General features: G+C 37.0%; 21 protein-coding genes and 1 pseudogene. 11 read left to right on the top strand and 11 right to left on the bottom strand.

Annotated features, from left to right (window positions below; translation table 11 throughout):
• Positions 1-7 precede the first annotated feature (7 nt).
• Positions 8-160 (bottom strand): DUF1540 domain-containing protein, encoded by a 153-nt coding sequence (locus tag AC1TO6_RS05910; protein ID WP_482100689.1) that lies wholly within the window; start codon positions 158-160, stop codon positions 8-10.
• A gap of 238 nt (positions 161-398) precedes the next feature.
• Here AC1TO6_RS05910 and purU point away from each other — a divergent pair, with 238 nt between their 5' ends.
• On the top strand, positions 399-1307 hold the full coding sequence (purU, locus tag AC1TO6_RS05905; RefSeq protein WP_482100688.1) for a formyltetrahydrofolate deformylase: 909 nt from the start codon (positions 399-401) through the stop codon (positions 1305-1307).
• Between the two features lie 119 nt (positions 1308-1426).
• On the opposite strand, the gene AC1TO6_RS05900 is transcribed toward purU, so the two are convergent.
• Positions 1427-1786 (bottom strand): transporter, encoded by a 360-nt coding sequence (locus tag AC1TO6_RS05900; protein WP_482100687.1) that lies wholly within the window; start codon positions 1784-1786, stop codon positions 1427-1429.
• Between the two features lie 273 nt (positions 1787-2059).
• The gene (locus AC1TO6_RS05895; protein WP_482100686.1) at positions 2060-3676 is read right to left on the bottom strand and encodes an ABC1 kinase family protein; all 1617 of its coding nucleotides are present in this window, start codon (positions 3674-3676) and stop codon (positions 2060-2062) included.
• A gap of 143 nt (positions 3677-3819) precedes the next feature.
• Between AC1TO6_RS05895 and AC1TO6_RS05890 the strand changes: the two genes are divergently transcribed.
• Both AC1TO6_RS05890 and AC1TO6_RS05885 read left to right on the top strand, forming a co-directional pair.
• Positions 3820-4809 carry a YecA family protein gene (locus AC1TO6_RS05890; protein WP_482100685.1) on the top strand — a complete coding sequence of 330 codons (990 nt, stop codon included), beginning with the start codon at positions 3820-3822 and terminating at the stop codon, positions 4807-4809.
• 266 nt (positions 4810-5075) lie between these two features.
• Positions 5076-6428 (top strand): amino acid permease, encoded by a 1353-nt coding sequence (locus AC1TO6_RS05885; protein WP_482100684.1) that lies wholly within the window; start codon positions 5076-5078, stop codon positions 6426-6428.
• Here AC1TO6_RS05885 and AC1TO6_RS05880 read toward each other — a convergent pair.
• Positions 6413-7039: a LysE family transporter gene (locus AC1TO6_RS05880; protein ID WP_482100683.1), complete on the bottom strand. Its 627-nt coding sequence runs from the start codon at positions 7037-7039 to the stop codon at positions 6413-6415. The two genes, AC1TO6_RS05885 and AC1TO6_RS05880, sit on opposite strands and share 16 nt — an antisense overlap.
• Positions 7040-7252: 213 nt before the next feature.
• Between AC1TO6_RS05880 and AC1TO6_RS05875 the strand changes: the two genes are divergently transcribed.
• A complete protein-coding gene (locus tag AC1TO6_RS05875; protein ID WP_482100682.1) occupies positions 7253-7528 on the top strand; it encodes a YqhV family protein in 276 nt (91 codons plus the stop codon).
• Positions 7529-7607: 79 nt separating this feature from the next.
• Here the strand turns inward: AC1TO6_RS05875 and AC1TO6_RS05870 are convergent, their stop codons facing one another.
• Together AC1TO6_RS05870 and AC1TO6_RS05865 are read right to left on the bottom strand one after the other, a co-directional pair.
• The gene (locus AC1TO6_RS05870) at positions 7608-8840 is read right to left on the bottom strand and encodes an MFS transporter (RefSeq protein ID WP_482100681.1); all 1233 of its coding nucleotides are present in this window, start codon (positions 8838-8840) and stop codon (positions 7608-7610) included.
• Positions 8841-8997: 157 nt separating this feature from the next.
• Positions 8998-9627, bottom strand: coding sequence for a LysE family transporter (locus AC1TO6_RS05865; RefSeq protein WP_482100680.1), 630 nt, complete (start codon positions 9625-9627; stop codon positions 8998-9000).
• 391 nt (positions 9628-10018) lie between these two features.
• Between AC1TO6_RS05865 and AC1TO6_RS05860 the strand changes: the two genes are divergently transcribed.
• The 4 genes from AC1TO6_RS05860 to AC1TO6_RS05845 all read left to right on the top strand — a co-directional run bounded on the left by AC1TO6_RS05860 (position 10019) and on the right by AC1TO6_RS05845 (position 12322).
• Complete coding sequence (locus AC1TO6_RS05860) at positions 10019-10360, top strand: zinc ribbon domain-containing protein YjdM (RefSeq protein WP_482100679.1); 342 nt, start codon at positions 10019-10021, stop codon at positions 10358-10360.
• Positions 10361-10711: 351 nt separating this feature from the next.
• Positions 10712-11179, top strand: coding sequence for a GNAT family N-acetyltransferase (locus AC1TO6_RS05855; RefSeq protein WP_482100678.1), 468 nt, complete (start codon positions 10712-10714; stop codon positions 11177-11179).
• 99 nt (positions 11180-11278) lie between these two features.
• Positions 11279-11917, top strand: a complete 639-nt coding sequence (locus tag AC1TO6_RS05850) for an O-methyltransferase (RefSeq protein ID WP_482100677.1) — start codon at positions 11279-11281, stop codon at positions 11915-11917.
• Positions 11918-12007: 90 nt separating this feature from the next.
• Positions 12008-12322 carry a hypothetical protein gene (locus AC1TO6_RS05845; RefSeq protein WP_482100676.1) on the top strand — a complete coding sequence of 105 codons (315 nt, stop codon included), beginning with the start codon at positions 12008-12010 and terminating at the stop codon, positions 12320-12322.
• Between the two features lie 76 nt (positions 12323-12398).
• On the opposite strand, the gene AC1TO6_RS05840 is transcribed toward AC1TO6_RS05845, so the two are convergent.
• The 3 genes and pseudogenes from AC1TO6_RS05840 to AC1TO6_RS05830 all read right to left on the bottom strand — a co-directional run bounded on the left by AC1TO6_RS05840 (position 12399) and on the right by AC1TO6_RS05830 (position 16377).
• Positions 12399-12890 carry a phosphatase PAP2 family protein gene (locus AC1TO6_RS05840; protein ID WP_482101003.1) on the bottom strand — a complete coding sequence of 164 codons (492 nt, stop codon included), beginning with the start codon at positions 12888-12890 and terminating at the stop codon, positions 12399-12401.
• A gap of 770 nt (positions 12891-13660) precedes the next feature.
• Positions 13661-14962 carry a type I glutamate--ammonia ligase gene (gene glnA / locus AC1TO6_RS05835; RefSeq protein WP_482100675.1) on the bottom strand — a complete coding sequence of 434 codons (1302 nt, stop codon included), beginning with the start codon at positions 14960-14962 and terminating at the stop codon, positions 13661-13663.
• Positions 14963-14977: 15 nt separating this feature from the next.
• Positions 14978-16377: pseudogene (locus AC1TO6_RS05830) on the bottom strand (purine-cytosine permease family protein).
• 454 nt (positions 16378-16831) lie between these two features.
• Here AC1TO6_RS05830 and AC1TO6_RS05825 point away from each other — a divergent pair.
• Positions 16832-17035, top strand: a complete 204-nt coding sequence (locus AC1TO6_RS05825; protein ID WP_482100674.1) for a hypothetical protein — start codon at positions 16832-16834, stop codon at positions 17033-17035.
• A 228-nt stretch (positions 17036-17263) separates the two neighbouring features.
• Positions 17264-17680: a HEAT repeat domain-containing protein gene (locus tag AC1TO6_RS05820; protein ID WP_482101002.1), complete on the top strand. Its 417-nt coding sequence runs from the start codon at positions 17264-17266 to the stop codon at positions 17678-17680.
• A gap of 867 nt (positions 17681-18547) precedes the next feature.
• On the opposite strand, the gene AC1TO6_RS05815 is transcribed toward AC1TO6_RS05820, so the two are convergent.
• On the bottom strand, positions 18548-18895 hold the full coding sequence (locus AC1TO6_RS05815; RefSeq protein ID WP_482100673.1) for a hypothetical protein: 348 nt from the start codon (positions 18893-18895) through the stop codon (positions 18548-18550).
• Between the two features lie 388 nt (positions 18896-19283).
• Positions 19284-20141: a manganese catalase family protein gene (locus AC1TO6_RS05810; RefSeq protein WP_482100672.1), complete on the bottom strand. Its 858-nt coding sequence runs from the start codon at positions 20139-20141 to the stop codon at positions 19284-19286.
• 372 nt (positions 20142-20513) lie between these two features.
• On the opposite strand from AC1TO6_RS05810, the gene AC1TO6_RS05805 reads away from it, so the two are divergent.
• Complete coding sequence (locus AC1TO6_RS05805; protein ID WP_482100671.1) at positions 20514-21344, top strand: transporter substrate-binding domain-containing protein; 831 nt, start codon at positions 20514-20516, stop codon at positions 21342-21344.
• Positions 21345-21405: the final 61 nt, after the last annotated feature.

Raw genomic sequence — 21405 nt, 5'->3', positions numbered from 1 at the left:
GCTTAATTTACTTTGGTACGAAAGTTTTACAATCCGTTTCTTCACTGCTTGAAGCTTGTTTACCCTTTTGACTGACAACATAAATTGAATTAGCTCTACATTTGTTTCCTGAACCCCAATATTTACAGTTATTCACTTCGCACAAAATTTCTTGTGACATCGTAACACACCTCCTTTTTGTTATGATGAACAGAATTGATAGGAACGATACCTTTTAAAAACTGTACTCTTTTTTAATAATTTATTTTCTGAAAATGTCGCAATTATAGATTTCTGAATGAGAACAGATATGGATTTAAAGCAGAATTTATCGTAAGTTAAATAAAAATCATTGCTTAGAAGGTATGTATGAAGCATAATATACACTGAGCGAAATTAACCATAGGAGTTGTTCATAAATGTCTATTGATAAAAAATCAAAATTACAACTTAAAAGTCAGGGGAAACAATCAGAGAACAGAGGTATCCTGTTGGTGAAATGTCCGGAGAAACCGGGAATTGTCTCAATGTTGTCGACGTTTATACATAATCACGATTCCAATATTATCGAATTGAATCAATATTCAAATGACCCGGAAAATGGCACTTTTTTCATCCGGATTGAGTTTTATTGTGAAAGTTTGGTTAATAAGTCATTAGAAATGGAAAAGAATTTTGAATCGGTGGCTGCTAATTATTCTATGGACTACCATTTTGTATATGGGAATGAACGCAAACGGTCAGCTATCTATGTTTCAAAAGAGACTCACTGTTTAATGGAGCTTTTATGGGAATGGCAAAATGGCGACCTGAACACAGACATAGTTGTTGTTATTAGTAACCATGAGCATGCGCGTGGAATCGTTGAGTCATTAGGTATACCATTTAAATATATTCCCGCAAACAAAGACATTCGAAAAGAAGTTGAACAAGAACAGATTCGCCTAATGGAAGAGTATGATGTTGATTTATTGATACTTGCTCGTTATATGCAAATTCTTACGACTGATTTCGTCAGCCGTTTTGAGAATCAGATTATTAATATTCATCATTCTTTCCTTCCTGCATTTATCGGTGCACGTCCATATGAGCGTGCATACGATCGTGGTGTGAAACTAATTGGGGCGACATCCCACTATGTAACGAATGATCTTGACGAAGGTCCCATAATTGAACAAGACATTGAACGGGTAGACCACCGTGATAGCATCATTGATTTGAAGAAAATAGGTAGTCGGATTGAGCGTCGTGTTCTTGCGAAAGCTGTAAAGTGGCATCTTGAAAATCGAATTATTGTAGAAGGTAACAAAACAATAGTATTTCATTAAAAAGTGATTGCAGCTTCTTATCCCCAAAACTAAATAGACCAGTTTCAAATTTAAACACGATAATAGTTAACTTCGTGTCCAATTAGAAACTGGTCTTTTTGTTGTTTAACTAATGTAACTTATGTGCATTGGAAAGTAACGATTTGGTCTAAATCTGTACCCCAAGGAATCCAGGAAAATCCATTCCACTTATATCCAGTTGTTGCTAAATAATCGATGTATGTTGGATGATACCAAAATGAACTGCGGTTTTTGAGTTTTATATAGGTATCGCGATATAAGCAGCCGCGCAGTGCGCCTGGGTCCACTGTAAGTACTCCACCTTTATGTTGAGGCATCGTTGATGGTGGGGGATTAGTTGGTGCTGAACCTTTTTTTGTATCTTGAATGTGTTCATTGCTTTTTGGGTAATGTGGCTGTCCAAAAGGGAGTTCTGCATTATTCGGATTTAATGGCTCGGGAATTTGATTCTCATTCAATATTGAGTTCCTCCTTTAAGTTTGCTTCATCTCAGTATATGTGAGTAAAGAAATTTAGGAACGTCAATCATTTTATGTATGTTTAACTGTGCTTCAACTCTCTAGTAATTCTGTTTTTTTAAGGCCAGCCAGATATGTTATAAGCGATAGGAAATTGACATTTTCCGATATTGGCCCGTAATGAATGGGAACGAAAACTGTATGCAGTGAAATCTTAATAATTTAATACATAAAAACCGTCATTAATTTAAATCAGACGGTTTTTATGTCTATTTATTTAGAACGTCTAAACACCCAGCCGGCACAGACGAAGAAAAATCCCGATGTTGCAAGTAGAGGCATTTGTTCGTCCCAGACGCTGAAAAAGACAGTTGTAAGGGACAATACTGCAATGATCCCTGCAAACATACGTGTTTGTAAACGGGTGCGCTCAATCTCTCTCCTGGAATCCCGCGTTTGCATGTATTCGCGCATGCGTGTCGGTTCATCGAGGAACGTATTTAATTTATTGGGGAGTGTTCTCAAAGGTCCAATGAGTTTGAGTGCAATACGTTTTGCATCATCTTTTGAATAAGAACCGTCTCCGATTGTTTGTTTCTTCGCCCACTCCACTATTCGCGGTCTTCCAATTGCAAGTAAATCAACTTGTGGATCCAAGACATGAAGAACACCTATGAAAATTGAGACAGCTCGCCCTAAAAAAGCGAACTCTGACGGAAGCTGTACCGGTTGTGTACGGATTATTTCTTTTAAATCATCGAGTAAACGGTCAATCACAAAACTATTCATTTCATTTAAGTCATTCGATTCGTAGGCGTTTACAACACTTTCAATTGCCTCTGCCAATATGCTTCGATCCGCATTTGGTAACAAGAATTTCAAAGCTTCCAATCCATCCAACACTTGATCATACTGTTTGAAAATAATCCCTTCAACTATTTCTAATATCGAACGGGCCTCGACAGGAGTAATGTTTACTATCATCCCAAAATCGATTAAAAAGAGCGTGCCATCCTGCTGAACTAAAAAATTACCGCCATGTGGGTCAGCATGGAATTGACCACCTTCAAGTATTTGCTCTAGAAACAATCGGACAAGTCGTTCCGAAAGTTCACGGCGATTGATGTCATTCTGCTCAAGAAAAGCAATATCTGTAATGCGAGCCCCTTCAATCCATTCCATAACAAGAACGCGACGCGTGGAGAATTCATCATAGTAGACGGGAAAACGAACACCTGGCATACTCGTAAAGCGTTCTGAAAAGCTTCGTCCGTTTTTCATCTCCTGCAAAAAATTCAACTCTGCGCCAATTGTATCAACCATTTCTCCATACAATAAGTTGAAATCTATTTGTTTACTGAATGAAGTGAACCTTTTTATTAACCAAATAACAATTCTCATAGCACGAAAATCGACTCGTAGAATTCGTTCGATATTTGGTCTTTGAATTTTTACGGCAACAGCAGTTCCATCTTTTAATGTGGCCTTGTATACTTCACCAATAGAGGCCGAAGCAATAGGTCCATCAGAAAGGGTTTCGAGATAGTCATCGAAGCTCGTACCCCATTCATCCTCTAGGAGTCTAATCGCTTTTTCTTTAGGAACTGGTGTCACATGATCTGTTAAACCTTCCAATTCTGCAATAAACGATTGAGGCATAATGTCAGCCCGTGTTGACAAGAATTGACCCATTTTAATCATTAAACCGCCTAGCTCTAACGCGATTTCCTTATATTCTTTCGCTTGTTTCGTTACAAGAATTTCCCACTTTTTATTAACTGAAGGCGTAAAGCGGCCCCTATATCTACTTTGAAAAGCCATGATTTGGGTGAAGAATTTCACGGACATCCAAACAATTCGGAAAATCCGGTAAAATGCTAAATGATTCATATAATTTGCCTCCCGATGTATTCCATTATAGACAGTTAAGCTTTTAACGTCCAAAATGGTAGACTTAAAAGAGGTACTTATTATTCTGGAATAGACATGTTAGACTTAAATGTATTCTTATTTAATAAAAGGACGTGTTTTTTTTGATTGGACGTAATGACCCATGCCCGTGTGGCAGTGGAAAGAAGTATAAAAAGTGTTGTGAATCGAATAAAGATTTTTCAGTAAAAGAAGCGCAATCGAGCGAATTAGAAATGATTTTGCAAGCTTTTTATGAAGACTACCCTGAAAAGAAAGACTTGAATCAATTTTTGAGTCTCGTGAAAAAGTGGAGTGAACCACTTCAGCAATATATAGCGGTAGAAATGATTGAAGCGATTGTAATGGATGAATTCTTTTTTCATGAAAAACCTGATATTTGGGAAAGCTATCTAGGCAAACTACAGAAGAAAGTTATCCGACCCTCAGTACTTAAAGTTTTAGAAACATGGTCCAATCCCAGAGCATTTATTGGTCAGGTAGTGAATGTGGATGAAAACTATTTATCCGTAAAAAATATATTCGGACAAGAAACAATACGTTTAAGACGTGAAAGTGAAAAACCTGTTCCCATGGATGTACATGTATACTGTTTCATTCTGCCGGACGAATCATCTATTGATAATCACTATTTGGCGATTTCAAGTTTGATATTTTTCCCGACTGACCATGATAAAGTGTTTGACGAGTTCGTACAGCAATTTGAGATGCAACATGAACATTCAATTTCATCTTTTCTTAAGGAAAATGGAATTTCGTTTTGGAAATTGCTTGGTGAAGATGGATATGATGGAAGCGAATTTACCGATTTTGAAGTAGGTGTCATCCAGGTAGTACTTGATTTTTTAGACAATAATGAACGAGAATCCGAAAGGTTATTGGATCTACTAGAGGATTACTTAGTAGAGCAGCAGCCGAATGCACGTAAAGAAGTAGCTATAGCAGCTGGAGCAATTAGATTTGGTCAGGAGAATTCATTTTTTGAATCTCTAGACATGAACATAAAACAGATTGCAGAATGGTTTAAGGTATCCACTTCTTCATTGAACAGGTATTACAATGAATTAAACGAGTATTACCAAAGTAATAAATAAACAACAGGATAGGCTGGAGGAGAGATTCTCTAGCGTCATAAATAATAAATTTAATCGGAAATACTAAACATAGAAATTGGCCCCATGATGCGAGTAACAATCGTATCACGGGGCTTTTTTAGTAGTGATGTTTCTTCGGGGGAACTGTGTGAGCTGAAAATGTTAATAAGCTGAATCCAATGTCTTATAAGAAGTTTTTTCATCATTTCACCAGCACATAAATCGACTTTCTTGTGGGAAGCTATCTTAATAGTGGAGGTGTGGAAATGGGTAAAAAAACGTCAGGTGATAAGGATGAAGCAGCAAACCTTACATGGTGGCAATTATCCCTAATTGGAGTAGGTTGTATTATTGGTACAGGGTTTTTCCTAGCTTCAAGTTTTGCGATTAAAATGACGGGACCTTCTGTTATCCTGGCCTTTATAATGGCTGCAACTGCAACGTATATTGTATTTGAAGCGCTTGCGAAAATGTCTGCAAAAGATCCACAGAAGGGGTCTTTTCGGACCTATGCAAAAAAAGCATATGGACGTTGGGCAGGTTTTTGTAGTGGCTGGGTTTACTGGTGTTCCGAAATACTCATTATTGGCAGTCAGCTTACGGCGATTTCAATCTTGTCTGGGTTTTGGTTCCCTAACGTAAAATTATGGATATTCGCATCGATTTATGCAGTTTGCGGTTTAATTGTTCTCTTTATTGGTGCAAAAGCGTTTGGGAAATTAGAGAGCGTATATGCTGTAATGAAAATCGCCGCTATTTTTATGTTTATCGTGATCGCTATTTTAGCGCTGACTGGGACAATTGAAGGCGACCAAAATGCAGGAATTCCAGAAACAGTAAATGAATTCTTTCCAAACGGTTTAACAGGGTTTTGGAGCGCACTGTTATTTGCCTTTTATGCTCACGGTGGTATTGAAGTAATGGGCGTGATGGCAATTCATCTGAAAAATAAGGAAGACGCTCCTAAATCAGGGAAAGTGATGTTGGGGTTGCTTGGAGTAATATACGTTACCGCATTATCCTTAGCACTATTACTAATGCCATACGATAAGTTCAGGGAGAACAAAAGCCCATTTGTTGAAGCATTATCAGGAGTTAGTAATATCGAATTTTTCCCGCATGTATTTACCGCAGCAATTATTATTGCCGGTTTTTCAACGATGTCTGCGTCTCTTTTTTCGGTAACCACGATACTTGTGACAATATCAGAAGACGGGGATGCCCCTAAAATATTCAGTAAACAAACAAAAAAGAAGTTCAAAATGCCGTTATTTGCAATTGCTTTAACATCAACCGGTCTTGTTCTTTCTATAGTCACATCTTTATTATTGCCTGATAAAGTATATGAATATATAACCACTGCCGCAGCATTAATGCTCCTTTATAATTGGTTTTTCATTTTAACGATGTACCACAGATTAATCGAGACCACTACTGCAGATAAGGTGAAAAGAGTGATTGGAATGATTCTTGTTTTTGGAGCTGTAAGCGGAACATTATTTCATCAAACAAGTCGGCCTGGCTTTTTTATAAGCTTAGGATTTCTCGCGGTAATTGGAATAGTTGTCTTATTGTTGCGAAAGAGATGGAAGAGAGAAGAAGTTCAAAATAGCGCATGATAAGCTTGAATACCAAAGTAAATTCCAAATCCAATCATAGCTAGTGACGAAAAGATGGAAATGGCTTTCAAAAGATTGGTGGATAAAAATCTGCGGGCGCCACTTGAGATAGTTGCCATTATAGTATCCCATAAAATGATACCGACTATGATGGCTATGCTATTGATAAGTATTTGATTGCCTGTGAAATTTTTGGCCGTTTCGGCAAGGACTGAACCATAAATTCCTAGCCAAAATAGAATTGTAAGGGGATTTAAAAGTGACATGAAAAAACCAGAGAATAAGGAACGTCTGAGGCGTGTTTTATTAGCGAACCTTAAAGCCAACTCAATTTTATGCAGTGAGAGTAAGCTTTCTATTCCCGTATATGTAAGAACAAAACAACCAAATGACCAAAGAATTATCTTTACTAGGGGAAACTCAATAATTTGACCAACACCGAAGTAAACCATGATCATATACAAGACATCGGCAACTAATGCTCCAATACCAAAAATCCATGCATGAAAAAATCCGTTCTTAATCCCCGTATCTAGCTGCGCAGCGTTAACAGGTCCTATAGGCGCAGCTAAAGATACGCCTAAGAAGATATAGGCAGCTATTGAATTCAATAAATAATCCTCCCTTAAATTGATGTCTATGCATCCTATTCGAAAGGAGTGACCTGTACAACTATTATAAAGGAGAAATTATAGTGAAGGGAAAATGGTTTTTTCATACCCGCCCACGGCTTGTAATAAAAATATAGGTCGCAAATTTGATTCAAGAATGAAAATAGTTCTTGGATTTCTTGCATATATTAGGTATGAATATAAGCAAGGGATGTGGTTCCATTTATTGAAAAGGCACTTGTTTTGATCATTACATTAAGACTAATTTCGGGAAGTATAGAGATAACAGCTGCAGCATTAATGTTTAAATTCAATGATTTAGAAAAAGCCTTTTATATCAATACGCTACTAGCCTTAGTGGGTCCCGTAATTCTAATTGTTACGACAGGAATTGCATTACTTGGTCTCGCTGAAAAAGTGTCATTGACGAGAATAGTATGCCTTTTTTGTGGAATATTTCTTATAATTTTTAGTTTAAAATCTGAATGAGAATGCAGCAATACATGTTATTTACATACTTTAATATAAAAGGACCCAATTAGCCATAATAGCTATTAGGTCCTTATTTTTATGTTGTTTTATTTGATTTTTCAATTTCCTCGACTTTGATGAACTTAAAGACAATGAACACAAGGATAATCCCTAATACACCTGCCGTAATGTAACTGACATTGAGAAAGTTTTTCATAGCGAGTGACATAATAGGTGGACCTGCTGCTACGCCGATAAACCTCGCCGAGCTATAAAAAGAAGAAACTGTGCCTCTTAATTCTTTTTTTATATTTTCTGTAATTATGGCGTCAAGTGCAGGTAATAATGCACCAATCGCAATTCCAACTATACTTGTTACGATTAACAGAAGGATAAGTTTTTCGCTTGTAAACCCGACGAATATGACGCTGGCGGACATCGCAATCAAGCAAATAATCATTACTTTTTTTATCGTCTTGAGATTACCTTTAATTTTACGACCGGAAATAAAGGAGGCAATACAAAGTAGCAGAAGTGGAATGGCCAAAACGAATCCTTTTTTAATACCCTTTATATCATGAACTTTTTCAAGGTTTTCTGATAAGAAAAATAACATGCTGAACAATATAAGCATTACAAGGACTCCATTAAGGAATACAGTATACAACCATTTACCTTCCACTTTGAATACTTTTTTTGTGTTACTTAAAAATTGCTTGAACTTTACTGGCTCATCTTTTTCTTTAGGGACTTTAACGAAGAAAAAGATGAGGGCAAAGGAAATTAAACTAAGTGCTGAGATGGAGAAGAAAGGAAGAAACCATAAAATAGCAGCAAATACTGAACCTAAGATTGGACTTAATACTTTTCCAAACGTGTTCGACGTTTCAATAATACCTAAACAAGAACTCGTTTTTTCATCATCATCCTGGTAAAGGTCACCCACGAGTGGCAAAACGATTGGCATGGCTCCAGCTGCTCCTACTCCCTGCAGAATCCGTCCCACAATAATCATTGTGTATGGGTCATTCATTTTCCATGAAGCGAATCCGGCAATCAGACCACCGATTAAAGCGAAGATTAAACTCGGCAATATCACCATTTTCCTACCAAAGCGGTCTGATAAATAACCGGCTACTGGTATTAGAAAAATTGCGGCAACTGAGTAGCTTGTAATGATCATACTTGATTGAAATGATGTGATACCAACTTTTTCTTCCAGTATCGGGAGCACTGGAATAAGCATGGAATTCCCAAGCGTCATGATGAGAGGAATTGAAGCCATGCTTACAATGCACCATACACTTACTTTATCTGCACTTTTGTCCATTACCACACCTCGATAATTCCTGATTTTGATTAGTAAAGGTATGGTTTCCTTGCCTGTGCAATTTATGCGTTTAATATTTATCTTTTGAATTATTCAAATAACTAGGGAAGATACTATGTAAAAATTAGAAATGATTCTTATGAAATTTTAAGATGGTTTATAAAAATAACGTTTGAAAAGCCTGAATACCAAAGTATATTCCGAATCCGATCATGGATACGGATGAAATAATGGAAACAATCTTCAAAAACTTGGTGGATAATAATTTACGAGCGCCACCAGATAAAAAGGACATTATTAAATCCACAAACATAATACCAACCAAAATTGCAATGCTATTTAAAATAATTTGATATTCTGTAGAAGCACTAACTGTTTTCGCGAGGATGGAACCATAGATTCCTAGCCAAAAGAGGATGGTAAGTGGATTCAACAACGACATGAAGAAACCTGATAGTATTGATTTTCTAAGTCTGACTCTTTTTCCAAATCTTAATTTCATCTCAATTTTATTTAGTGATAGTAAATTTTCTATACCCGTATACATAAGTACAAAACAGCCGAACGACCAAAGAATTATTTTCATTAAAGGTGAATCAATAAATTGACCCACTCCAAAATATACTATGAACATATACATGATGTCGGTTGTCAAAGCACCCAGACTAAAAAACCAAGCATGAAAAAATCCACTTTTAATACCCGTATTTAATAAGACGGATTTAACAGGTCCAATTGGTGCAGCCATAGATATGCCTAAAAAGATATAGGTGAATATAGAATTCATGAATAGCCCTCCAATAATATAATGTCCTTGCATTTTATTCAAAGACAATTACTTATAGGACTATTTAAAGGGGAAATTCTAAAGTAATGTTTGTGGTTGAATTTTATCCCTTTGGATTTTTAACATGAGCTTAAGTTGCGATAGCTTCGTATATCCGATTAAAGATTTTTTAAATAGCTGATTCGCTAAGTACTATTTTGTCAAAAAAAGGGTCATCGTAGTAGAGTGAAGCTATGAGAAGAAATGTGTAAGCAAGCTTGTCAATATGACAAGACTGTGGCAGTATATAAGCATATAAGGCACCCCTATATATTTTTAAAATTGTTGAGAGTAAATTGCTAGCAATATAAATCTCGTTGAAATACCTATAATGAATGGAGGAAATGAAATAATGGTAAACCTACCAAATTGCCCAAAATGTAATTCAGAATACACTTATGAAGATGGGGCACTTCTCATATGTCCAGAATGTGCTTATGAATGGTCTTTTGAATCAGAATCCGAAAGTAGTGAGCCGGAAAAGATTTATAAAGACAGCAATGGAAATGTTTTATCCGATGGTGATTCTGTGACAGTGATTAAAGATCTTAAAGTAAAAGGAAGTTCATTAGTCGTTAAAAAAGGAACCAAGGTAAAAGATATACGTTTGGTAGATGAGGATCATGATATTGATTGTAAAATTGATGGAATCGGAGCTATGAAACTTAAAACTGAATTTGTTAAAAAATTATAGAAAGCTATTCATGCAAGGGCTTCAATTTCTTTCATAAGTAAGTACAGAAAACAACTTCCATTAATTCACGTATTCTTTATGTCACGAAGTACTGCAAAGGAGAGACTCCATATACTTGAGAGTCTCTTTTTTGGTGCTTAATAGGGTATTATACGAGGAATGTTACACTTTCATATGCTGGTATATGATAACTTTGTGAATCTAAGGAGAATTATGAAATAACTTGAGTTTGACCGTGATATTGCTGATATAATGAAGTTTAACTCTTTTAAGTAATTGGTTATTTTGTTTATAGCACATATGATCTAACTGAAAAGATTGTATGTTCGTTTATAGAAAGGTGTAGAATACATGAAACTTCAATTTTATAATCATGCGTTTACTGAACTCATAGAAAACTATACATTAACCGACGAACAGCTACGATTTACGGGGACACCCAAGGATGCCATTGATCTATCGAATACAGAGCAGAATCGCTATTCGATTTTAGCAGTAAAAAACGAGCAACTGGTAACGTTCTTTAGCCTACATAAAGGTGAAGGGGTCAAGCCTTTTTCACCGAATGACAATGCAATATTAATTAGAAGTTTTTCAACGGATTTTCATCAACAAGGTAAAGGTTATGGGAAGAATGCTTTAATGCTTTTACCAGAGTTTGTTAGAAGTAATTTTAAAGATATTGATGAGATTGTACTAGCTGTAAATGTTAAAAATGAGAAAGCCCAGGCTTTGTATAAAAAATGTGGCTATATTGATGAAGGCGTACGAGAGATGGGGAGGAGCGGAGAACTTATTGTGATGAGTTACCACTTGTAAGAAAAGAATTAATTTTTCGATTAGCAAAGCAACTAATTGAGACGAAGGAAAAATTAATGAAATAGTCGGTAGATCATAATGAGAAAGGAATTGAAGTGGATGAAACAAATTAACAGTTATATCGATACGGTTTTTACGAAGCAAGATGCTCTTTTGCAGGATGTGATTTCTTCTATTGAAGAAAACGGTATGCCTGCCATATCGGTATCCCCTTCTTCTGGCAAGCTGCTAACGATGCTAATCGCTATTTCAGGTGCTAAGAATATACTTGAAATTGGTGCACTTGGCGGCTATAGCGGAATTTGCCTTGCTAGAGGATTTGGAAGTGAAGGGAAACTAACCTCCCTTGAATTGGAAAAGGATTATGCAAATTTGGCCTCCAGTAATCTAGCTAAAGCTGGCTTTGGCGACCAAGTCTCCTATATGACAGGCGCTGCTTTGCAAAACCTGGAGAAACTAGTCGACAATCATCAGCGATTTGATTTTTTCTTTATTGATGCAGATAAAGAAAACTATGAAAATTACTTGGAATATTGCATTCAGCTTGCAGATTCAGGTGCTTTAATCGTTATGGATAATGTGCTTGCTGGTGGTAGTGTAGTGGACCAAAGTGCAAAACCTAAACGCTATACCGAAATAATGAAGAAGTTTAATGAAACCGTAGCCAACCATCCTCAATTAGAATCGCTTCTTGTTCCAATCGGTGATGGGCTGACGCTTTCAAAAGTAAAGAAGTAATTGGAGAATGCCTTATTCTAATCTGTTCGAAAGCATCTGATAGAGGATGGAATCTTTATTTTTGACACAAGAAATCCGATATTCCACGAGTTGGGAGCTGTTGATGAGTACGAGCAAAAGTATATTGATAAATATGGAAATCGGATCATTGAATTCCACCGTGATGAATATGATTCGATGACACAAATATTGCATTGTTATACTAATCGGCAAATTCATCAGGGAGACACTTTAATTGCTAAAGAGCAAGATGGTATTTCCTTGCGCTATTCATTTCCACTTGAAATGGAAAGAGTACTTAAGGATAATGGATTTGAGATCATTCAAGTATTCGGTGATTGGGATAAAAATGAGCTCAATGCAAAAAGTGTTTCTATGGTGTATGTATGTAAAGTTATAAAATAAAAGTAGCCAAGTTCTGAAATCACTCAGAACTTGGCTTTTCTTTAGACGGCGGCTAAAACAAAGCTTAAGCATACAGCTATTTTGTATATGTTCGCTCAGAAACCTTTCTATGAATGAACTGAAAACACCAAATCGCACCAATCAGCCAAAAACTACCCACAAAAAAGCCTGCAATTACATCACTAGGGTAATGAACGCCTAAATATATGCGGCTAATTCCAATCATTAGAACCATGATTGTACTAAGGATGACTAAGAGCGTTCGGCCCCAATTTGAGGGAATACGAGACCATAGTAGGAATGAAATGATTCCATATAACGTTATTGCATTCATCGCATGGCCGCTTGGGAAACTGTACCCACCAATTTCAATAAGTTGATGCAATTCTGGGCGAGGCCTTTGAAATATTTGTTTTAACGCTTGAAAAATATAGTGAGAACCAATTATAACTACAGTAAACAATATAAGTTCAGATCGATATTTGAAAAAGAAGAAAAGGACTATTATTGTAATCAGTGCAAGAACTTTAACTGAAGAACCCGACCCTATAAAAGAGAAAAATTTCATTATCGTGGTCAAACGTTCAGACTCCAGGCTATGAATAAAAGAGATGATTACATTGTCAAACTGAAAAATTTGATTTACTTTGACTAGGAAAGCTAGGAACCCAAAACCAAAGAGAGTTATTAGAAGGACAAGTACTACGAATAGAGTATTTAACCTAGTTTCCACTTGCAAAATCACCTCAATATAATACATATGCATTAATAGACAGACTAAAGAATGACCTTCCTTGAGTTTGACAGGCCAAGGTAGTTTGTTTTTCCGCTTTCAGGTCAATTTTTATTGTTGGAACTGCTTATTACAATACCGCTAAATACACTTGCCTCATGCGGTCTTTTTAATATATCCTATTGCTTACGTAAGTATACCAAGCAAAAATCGTGATCAATTTTCCGACAGATGAAAAGTTAGAATTACTTTTAACACAGATTCGGCGGCAGTTGTTGGATGATTATCGTCATTTTTTAGTAGTACTCGCCTAAATGCTGCGAAGAAAATGTTATTTAGGAATGAATGACTTCATATTAGGATGAATTCGTTTTTTGTGGCCTAGCTTCATAGAAGTTTTGTTTAGTTACCAAGAAACATTGTCCGTTATCAATGGAGTAACCCGAGTCAAAGCCACTGGGGAATATCCTACTGGCCAAAACTAGACATAGCCCTTGATAACTCCTACCTGAGTTATCAAGGGCTCAAAACTTGTTAAGGGAATTTTTTTCATCAATCTAAATTGAGCTATTGTATAGCAAAGGTTACATACCAACTTGAATTTATCAGTATATCTTCATATAACGTTCAACTTCCCAAGGATGCATAGTAATTCGGTAACTTTCCCATTCCAATTTCTTCTCTGTCATAAAGTTTGTGAAAATATGCTTGCCAAGAGCTTCTTGGATAATTTCATCTTTACCAAGTGCGATGAGTGCGTGATCAAGGTCAGTTGGTAAGGTACCGATTCCTAATTCTTGAAGCTCGGAATATTGCATTTCATAAATATTACGATCAACGGGCTTCGGTGGCTCAAGTTTACGTTTGGTGCCGTCTAAGCCAGATTTTAAAATAGTCGCCATTGCAAGATATGGATTTGCTGCCGAGTCAACGGAACGGACTTCGATTCGAGTGCTTATGCCCCGGGAAGCAGGGATTCGGATAAGCGGACTGCGGTTTTGAGCGGACCAGGCGATGTAGCATGGTGCTTCGTAGCCAGGTACAAGTCGTTTGTAGGAGTTAACTGTCGGATTTGTCACTGCTGTAAAACCAGGAGCATGCTCAAGAACCCCAGCCATGAACTGATATGCTATTGTGCTCGATTGTAATTCACCATTTTCGTCAATAAAAGCATTTTTACTATCTTTAAATAGGGAAACATTGCTATGCATACCCGATCCGCTGACGCCGAAAAGAGGTTTTGGCATGAAGGTTGCGTGCAAACCATGCTTTCGTGCAATCGTTTTGACTACGAGTTTGAATGTTTGGATATTGTCGCAAGCGGTAAGTACATCCGCATATTTGAAGTCGATTTCGTGTTGTCCTGGTGCACACTCATGGTGGGATGCTTCAATTTCGAAACCCATTTCCTCTAGCTCCAAAACGATGTCGCGTCGACAGTTTTCTCCGAGGTCTATTGGGGCAAGGTCGAAATAACCGCCGTTATCGTTTAGTTCCATTGTTGGTTGCATATTTTCATCGTGCTTGAATAAGAAAAATTCTGGTTCAGGCCCGAGGTTGAAATCTGTGAATCCGAGTTCTTTCATCTCTTTTAATACACGTTTTAAATTGCCACGAGGATCACCTGTAATCGAAGAACCACTTGCAAGATAGATATCACAGATTAACCGTGCAACTCTGCCTTTACCTGAAGGCCAAGGGAATACCATCCACGTGTTAAGATCCGGTATGAGGTACATATCCGATTCCTCGATTCGTACAAATCCTTCGATTGAAGAGCCGTCGAACATCATCTTATTATCTAGTGCTTTTTCGAGCTGGCTGATCGATTTAAAGGTGAGATGCTTTCCTAAGAGTAATTTAATTGCATTAGTATCTAATCGCTGGCCTAGTAAAAATGTAAACATATATTTGGGGAATTATTACCTAATATAATCTTCATTTGGAACATCATCGGCTTCGCTTGCTAAATAATATTTTCCTTTCGTGTAAATGGCTAGAATTACTGTAAGGACAGCCGATAGGATTGCCGCAAAAAATGCAGCGGTACTTTGTAAGAACGGCCCCATAAAGCCCAAAGCTGCCAGTGTTCCTAAACCACTAGCGACAAGGAGGGAAACGACTCCGACAGGATTCCATTTAAATAAGTATTGTTGTCGCGCTTCATAATACCCAGGACCAATCTTTAATAGTTTTTTTACGATTAATGCGTCGGTCACCAAGATTGCAGCCCAAGACAATAAAAAGACTCCTTGGAATGTCATGGCAGTATCTAAATGATCAACAATGCCACCGAGCATCAGTGCCATCGCAGTTACAGCTGAAACGACAACCCAGAATCGTCTACCCGGCTTGAAATTAAAAATGTTTTCAAAGAAGTTGGATAGCGATAGGGAACTGCTATAGATATTTGTGATATTGATTCTTATTTGGGTCAACATTGTAAAGAAGACGCCACTCGCTCCTAGAAGAAGGACGATGTAAATACCCGGATTCGACTCTCCAAGACGGACTCCAAACCAGATACCAAGGCCACCCATCACTCCAAAACAGAAAATTTGCGGGATGAACCCAATTGCAACGGAGCCTATTCTGATATCTTGCGGCTTAAGGAAACGGGCATAATCTGAGGAAAGAAGAGCCGTCAGACCCATAATGCCGTGGTGTATGCCTATACAATACAACAATGCGGTTCCGCCGACTTGAACACCTCCTGGCATGTATGTCCAAAATTCACCATCGTAAACTGAGGGTGTATATAAAGAGACAATAATCGCTGCCAGTAAGAAAATAAAGAATATTGGTAAGGACCATTTTTGAAGTTTGTCTAGTTGTTTAATACCAAACCAGTTTAATGGAATTACAATTGTACCAAAGAAAATGATGTACACCCATTGGGGGAAGGCGGGAAAAAATGAATGGACTGCGGAGACCAGAATCAAGCCTTCGAACGCACAATACATGATGAAGTTTGTAGCATAAATAAATGAGGTGAGTGATGCTCCGATATAACCAAATCCGCCGCCCTGGATAATAAATTTACGTTCATGCCGGATTTAGCGGAAAAATAAGAAATGAATGTACCTAGAATTCCCGCTACGATTATCGCATAAGTGGAGGATATGATCGCATTAATGGCTCCAAATTGAAGAGCCATAACACTTCCCATCTGAAAATAGAAAATAGCTGTCGCTATCCCAAATGTGATATTTGTAATACTTAACCAGCCCATGGTTCTTTTAGACCGGGGAACCCTATCTAATGAATAATCATCATCCACCGCTTTCTGATCTATTTGATCTGCAGCATAATCAGATTCCATATTCATCAACTCCTGATTTTTTATATACAAATACCCTTTACTCACTTTATTGAAACTGTTTTTTGAATATTACATATACTAGTATAGTATTTATCGGTAAAACCATCAAAAGTCGTTGGGCGAAACGGTAACTAGAAAAAACATATTAAACAAGCTTTAGTATTGTGTACGAAAAAATAACAAAAAATACAAGGTGCACTTCATTATCACCAGTTAAAAAGCAAGTTCGAAATTTAACTATGTATAGTATAGTGAATAGTGCCTTCAGATTCGTTTTGATTGCCAGTGCTAATGCGCCTACGCTTAATTTATTATAGGTATTGAATACTTCGGCATATATGGGTTTTACGAGTTATCAATTATATTAATTAAAACTTCCAGTAGTAGTGGGGTTTCGGGTATACTAGAAAGAAGTAAAAAAACAATCATCATTCGATATAAAGGAGGATTTCATATGACTGAAAATCATGAAACAAACGAGCAAGATGCACCAAAGAAAAAAATTAGCTTAAAAGAAGCGATGCAAAAACAATTAGAAGCAAAGAAGAATCAAATCGCCGATAACAATAAAAAAGGTAATTCAATACAAACTGCAAAAAAAATGCAAAGCCAACAAGCGAAAAAAGTTAGTAGCGCACGCAGAAAAATGGGTTCTTAATAATAAAACGCAAACCATCGGCTACCTTGGTTTGCGTTTTTTCAATACAATACTACGGTTACGTGCCATGGGCTAAAACTCTTAACATGAATGTGTAAAAAGGGTATGTGTTTCAACAGATAATGGTACAATACATATTGAAGGGTTATCATACGATATCCCCTTGCATAAACAGGATATTGAAACAGAAGGAGATTGGATTACTTGAATAATGGTATAAAAAACGAAATGCCTCCAAACTATGATGAATTAAGGAAGGCAGTAAACAGGACGTCGAATTGGAGAGTCCGTTTAGATGCTATCGAAGAATTGGGACAGTGGAAACATAAAAGGACTATCGATGTACTGCTGCATAGAATGAACAACGATGCCGTCTATAAAGTGGTAGAAGCGGCTTACCGTAATCTTGTGAAGTTTGGCGAAGATGTGCAGCTACCGCCAAGAAATAAATTTGAGTTAATTAAAGATGCTAATAAAGTCTTCTTCAGAATTAAGAAAAGTTTGCCGGCAGGCCATACGTACGAAGAGTACAAAGAAAAGTTGAAGAACATGAGACTTGATTTGTATGACACGTATGAAGGGGATAAGGGTGCAGAGTTTGATGAATGGCTCCAAAACACCTGGGAGACGACAAAGGGGAAATAGATTGAAGGGGTTTTTGGGGGACATACCCCAAAAATCCTTCAATCAACCGTATTTTAATAATTTATCGCATCATTGAATGTTACTACAGAATTTTTTATCTTCTTCAAATACATGGCCATACAGTGTATTTTCTAAGTGCTTTGCAATTAACGTAGCAGGATTTCGAATTTAGATAGAATCAAATGCATTATTAAAACTTCTACAAGGGCAGCTGTTGAGGCTATCAATAAATAATCATTTTAAGACACATTTTCTCCACTGAATAACTTAATTTTCAACTAACATTTTCGATATAGTTTCAATGTTAACTAGAAAATCGCTGATAACAATTGTTCTGCGACTTTTTTATTTTTGACGCCCTCGTACCAAATTCATCTCCCGTTCTATCCACGGTCAGTTTTTTGTTTTCGAAGTCTATATCTTTCCACTTCAACCCCTATACTTCCTAAGTTAAACCCACAATTATCGCTAAATAGTTTTTTAAATGTACCCACCAACAAGAAAAAAATGAACTCAATGAGTTTTCGTGAAATGTTGAACCGGGATATAGCAGTTAAATCATCACTTAAATAGAGAGAAAAACCTATTCTTCTTAGGTTTGGCTAAAAGTGATCCGGTTACTTTCTTCGCGATAAACTTTGCAGGATTCTTCATCGCAGTTGCTTCACCCTTACCTCAACCAGGAACAACGGCTTTCATTACTGATCTTTTTACATGCGATTGTATCATTTTTAACGGTGAGCATGGTTTTTTAATCTAAACTTTAACCCCTTCATTCAAACTAGAATACAAAAACTATTAAAATGAGGTCGAGATATAAAAGGGAATCCAGTGTAGGATTCCCATAAGAATAATTGTTTACAGAAATCAGGATAATCGCCAAGCGGGAATTAAAGAGTGAAATTGAAAAAAGTAGCTCACCACAACGTGAATTACCGAATATAAAACTAATGTAGTTAGATAGGTGAGAAACCAAGTTCCTATGGATTTATTTAAAAATAGGTAAAGCAAAAACATCCCAACCGGAAATGGTATTAATACAATTAGCCATATAGGGGCACCTAATGCTTCGGTAATCGCGCCTAACGAAACAACGGAAACCCCAATTATGAGAGCTTGCCAAACAGCTATACCATTTCTGATTAGAAGACTACCTAAAATATAAGAAAAAGCAGTGAGTAAAGTTGCTAATAGAAAGCTAATGAAATAGTTCACATTACCCTCCTTAATTGAATTATCTATTTTCTATTGTATCAAAGGACAGTTAGTTAATGGGGATTATCCTGTTGATTGTAGACTGGGCAGAAGGGGGCTCGATTAAGGATAGAGGGACGGTGTTTTCGGGCAATAAAAAAAGGCAGGACTTCTCCTGCCGTGGCCAAGCCAAGTATAACACGAACGAGGAATGGTCCTGGTGAAAGATATGGCAGCGAAGATTGATTTTTATGAGAACTCAGTATACCGATTGAAGGATGGGCAACTAGAGAAGGCGGACAAGTCGGGCAACGGGAAACAGATTATTATAAGGCAAGAGATGACAAGCCTTTATTTTCTGAAGTTAGTTATACAAAAAAACAGTCCCTAGTAAAGGGACCGATTTAATTTAGGTGCTCAAGTCCTGTATACCTGGACTATGTTCATTTGGCATGTCAGGCATTAAAGGAACCGGAAACCCTTTTGGAGGATCCGTTACTGAAAGTGTTCCATTGTTCCTGCTAGGAGATTGACCTCGGAATATTTCACCAATTCGGGTAGGGTCTAATCTGAAATTGAACTGTGCATTATGGTACCCCATCTCAACAAACTTTCTACATTCAGGATACTTATTTATATCATAGTTCGGTACAGGAAAGAGTTTGCCCCAATCCACACCCAATGTCTCTAACGCTTTAGCAAAAGCATTTTGATGCGCATTATCCCGTACGATAAGAAAAGCAAGCGTTTCCCGGAAAGTTTTATTTGAACTCATTTCGTATATACGCGTCTTTTGTAGTACTCCAGTTGACTCAAGAACCAAGTTGTCAAGTAAATCAGCTATAAGATTTCCATGTGAATAAACCCAAGAACCGTTCCAGGGGTTACCGGCAGCATCGACAGGCAAAGAGGCTTGCGCTCCAATAATATAGTGATGCGGGTTAGCGTGTCTAGTTGCGTCATTCAGAGGAGCATGATCTACACCTGCATTCCCTGGAACTGCAGACTCTCCAGAATCATTTAATAGCTGGTTAATTGTATTTTGCACGAGCTCTACATGTGCGATTTCTTCTAAGAAAACACCTCGAAGCAAATCTCGGTATTGAGTATCCTTACCCCTGAAATTAGAACTTTGGAAAAAGTATTGCATCATAGTTCTCATTTCGCCATAATGCCCACCTAGAATTTCTTGTAATACTCTTGCAGCTTCTGGATCAGGTTTATCAGGGGTGATTATATTAATGAGCTCTTCCTTGTAGTAATACAAATTTATTCAATCCTTTCAAATTATAATAAAGATTAGAATGCCACTGATAATGAAAATCATACATTCATATAGAGGTTCATTTCCGTTAGTATCCGACATTCGAAGGATACATAATCGGCCTGGTCTATAAATACGTTAACGGCACAGTATTGGAAGCTCCCAACAGATATGCGGCAGTTTTAAATCAAACAGATTATAAAAATGCGATGCTCATATAGTCATTTCCTCTTACAGTTGACTGAATCTTCATGCAAGTCAATTGATTTCTGGTAACATTTGTTTTATAATGAAGGAATAGGAATAAAGTCAGATACGTAGAATAGTTGTATAGTAGCTGTTTGTATTTCTGTGATTTTAAAAGGGGGATATGAGATGAAGAGGAATATTATTTTGACGATTATCACCATTTTTATGATTACTATAATTGCAGGTTGCGGTTCAAATGAAGTGAAAAGCGAGATTACAGATGAAAATAAAGGTAAGGAAAGCGGCACTAAAAGCGTGATGGATCGTATTGAAAAATCCAATACATTGCATGTTGCTTTCGAAGGAACATATCCACCATTTAACTTTTTAGATGACGAAGATGAGTTCCAGGGATTTGACGTTGATATTTCCAACGAAATCGCGAGAAAGTTAGGTGTTGAGGCAAAATTCATCGCAACAAAGTGGGATGGGTTAATTGGAGGTCTGAAGGCCGATAAATTCGACATTATCATTGGACAGATGACCGTTACTGAGGAACGTAAAAAAAGCGTTGATTTTACTGAACCCTATGTAATAACCGGTTCTGTATTGGTTACCCGTGAAGAAACAGAAGGAATTACAGAACTTGAAGATATTTCAGGAAAAAAAGTCGGTGTTGGGGGCGGAACTACATTTGAAGAGGTTGCGAATAGTGTAGATGGGGCCGATGTAAAGTTATACAAAGCTGTCAGTGACTACATTCAGGATTTGACGAACAAACGATTGGATGTCATTATAAACGACCAGTTATTAATGAGCTACAATATTAAAGAAAATAATCTTCCTTTAAAAATAACTAGTGGAATATTAAATAAAGACGAAATTGGAATGGCTGTCAATAAAGGAAATGAAGACTTTATTTCAAAAGTCAATGAAGCCCTGAGTGAAATGAAAGAAGATGGTACTTATAATGAAATCTACAAAAAATGGTTCGGGACAGAACCTTTAGAAAAATAACCGTACGCATAGAGTGATCAATAAGGATTATTGATCACTCTATGTTTTCTTTATCCTGCAA

The sequence above is a fragment of the Sporosarcina sp. Y352 genome, assembly GCF_056786535.1.
Note: the sequence above shows the minus strand (reverse complement) of the source record. Positions and strands in the feature narration are given on the sequence as shown.

Excerpts from the sequence above, each read along its gene's own strand:
- AC1TO6_RS05910 (WP_482100689.1), bottom strand. The coding sequence starts at position 160 with ATGTCACAAGAAATTTTGTGCGAAGTGAATAACTGTAAATATTGGGGT.
- purU (WP_482100688.1), top strand. The coding sequence starts at position 399 with ATGTCTATTGATAAAAAATCAAAATTACAACTTAAAAGTCAGGGGAAA.
- AC1TO6_RS05895 (WP_482100686.1), bottom strand. The coding sequence starts at position 3,676 with ATGAATCATTTAGCATTTTACCGGATTTTCCGAATTGTTTGGATGTCC.
- AC1TO6_RS05885 (WP_482100684.1), top strand. The coding sequence starts at position 5,076 with ATGGGTAAAAAAACGTCAGGTGATAAGGATGAAGCAGCAAACCTTACA.
- AC1TO6_RS05870 (WP_482100681.1), bottom strand. The coding sequence starts at position 8,840 with ATGGACAAAAGTGCAGATAAAGTAAGTGTATGGTGCATTGTAAGCATG.
- AC1TO6_RS05865 (WP_482100680.1), bottom strand. The coding sequence starts at position 9,627 with ATGAATTCTATATTCACCTATATCTTTTTAGGCATATCTATGGCTGCA.
- AC1TO6_RS05860 (WP_482100679.1), top strand. The coding sequence starts at position 10,019 with ATGGTAAACCTACCAAATTGCCCAAAATGTAATTCAGAATACACTTAT.
- AC1TO6_RS05855 (WP_482100678.1), top strand. The coding sequence starts at position 10,712 with ATGAAACTTCAATTTTATAATCATGCGTTTACTGAACTCATAGAAAAC.
- AC1TO6_RS05850 (WP_482100677.1), top strand. The coding sequence starts at position 11,279 with ATGAAACAAATTAACAGTTATATCGATACGGTTTTTACGAAGCAAGAT.
- AC1TO6_RS05840 (WP_482101003.1), bottom strand. The coding sequence starts at position 12,890 with ATGAAATTTTTCTCTTTTATAGGGTCGGGTTCTTCAGTTAAAGTTCTT.
- glnA (WP_482100675.1), bottom strand. The coding sequence starts at position 14,962 with ATGTTTACATTTTTACTAGGCCAGCGATTAGATACTAATGCAATTAAA.
- AC1TO6_RS05825 (WP_482100674.1), top strand. The coding sequence starts at position 16,832 with ATGACTGAAAATCATGAAACAAACGAGCAAGATGCACCAAAGAAAAAA.
- AC1TO6_RS05820 (WP_482101002.1), top strand. The coding sequence starts at position 17,264 with ATGCCTCCAAACTATGATGAATTAAGGAAGGCAGTAAACAGGACGTCG.
- AC1TO6_RS05805 (WP_482100671.1), top strand. The coding sequence starts at position 20,514 with ATGAAGAGGAATATTATTTTGACGATTATCACCATTTTTATGATTACT.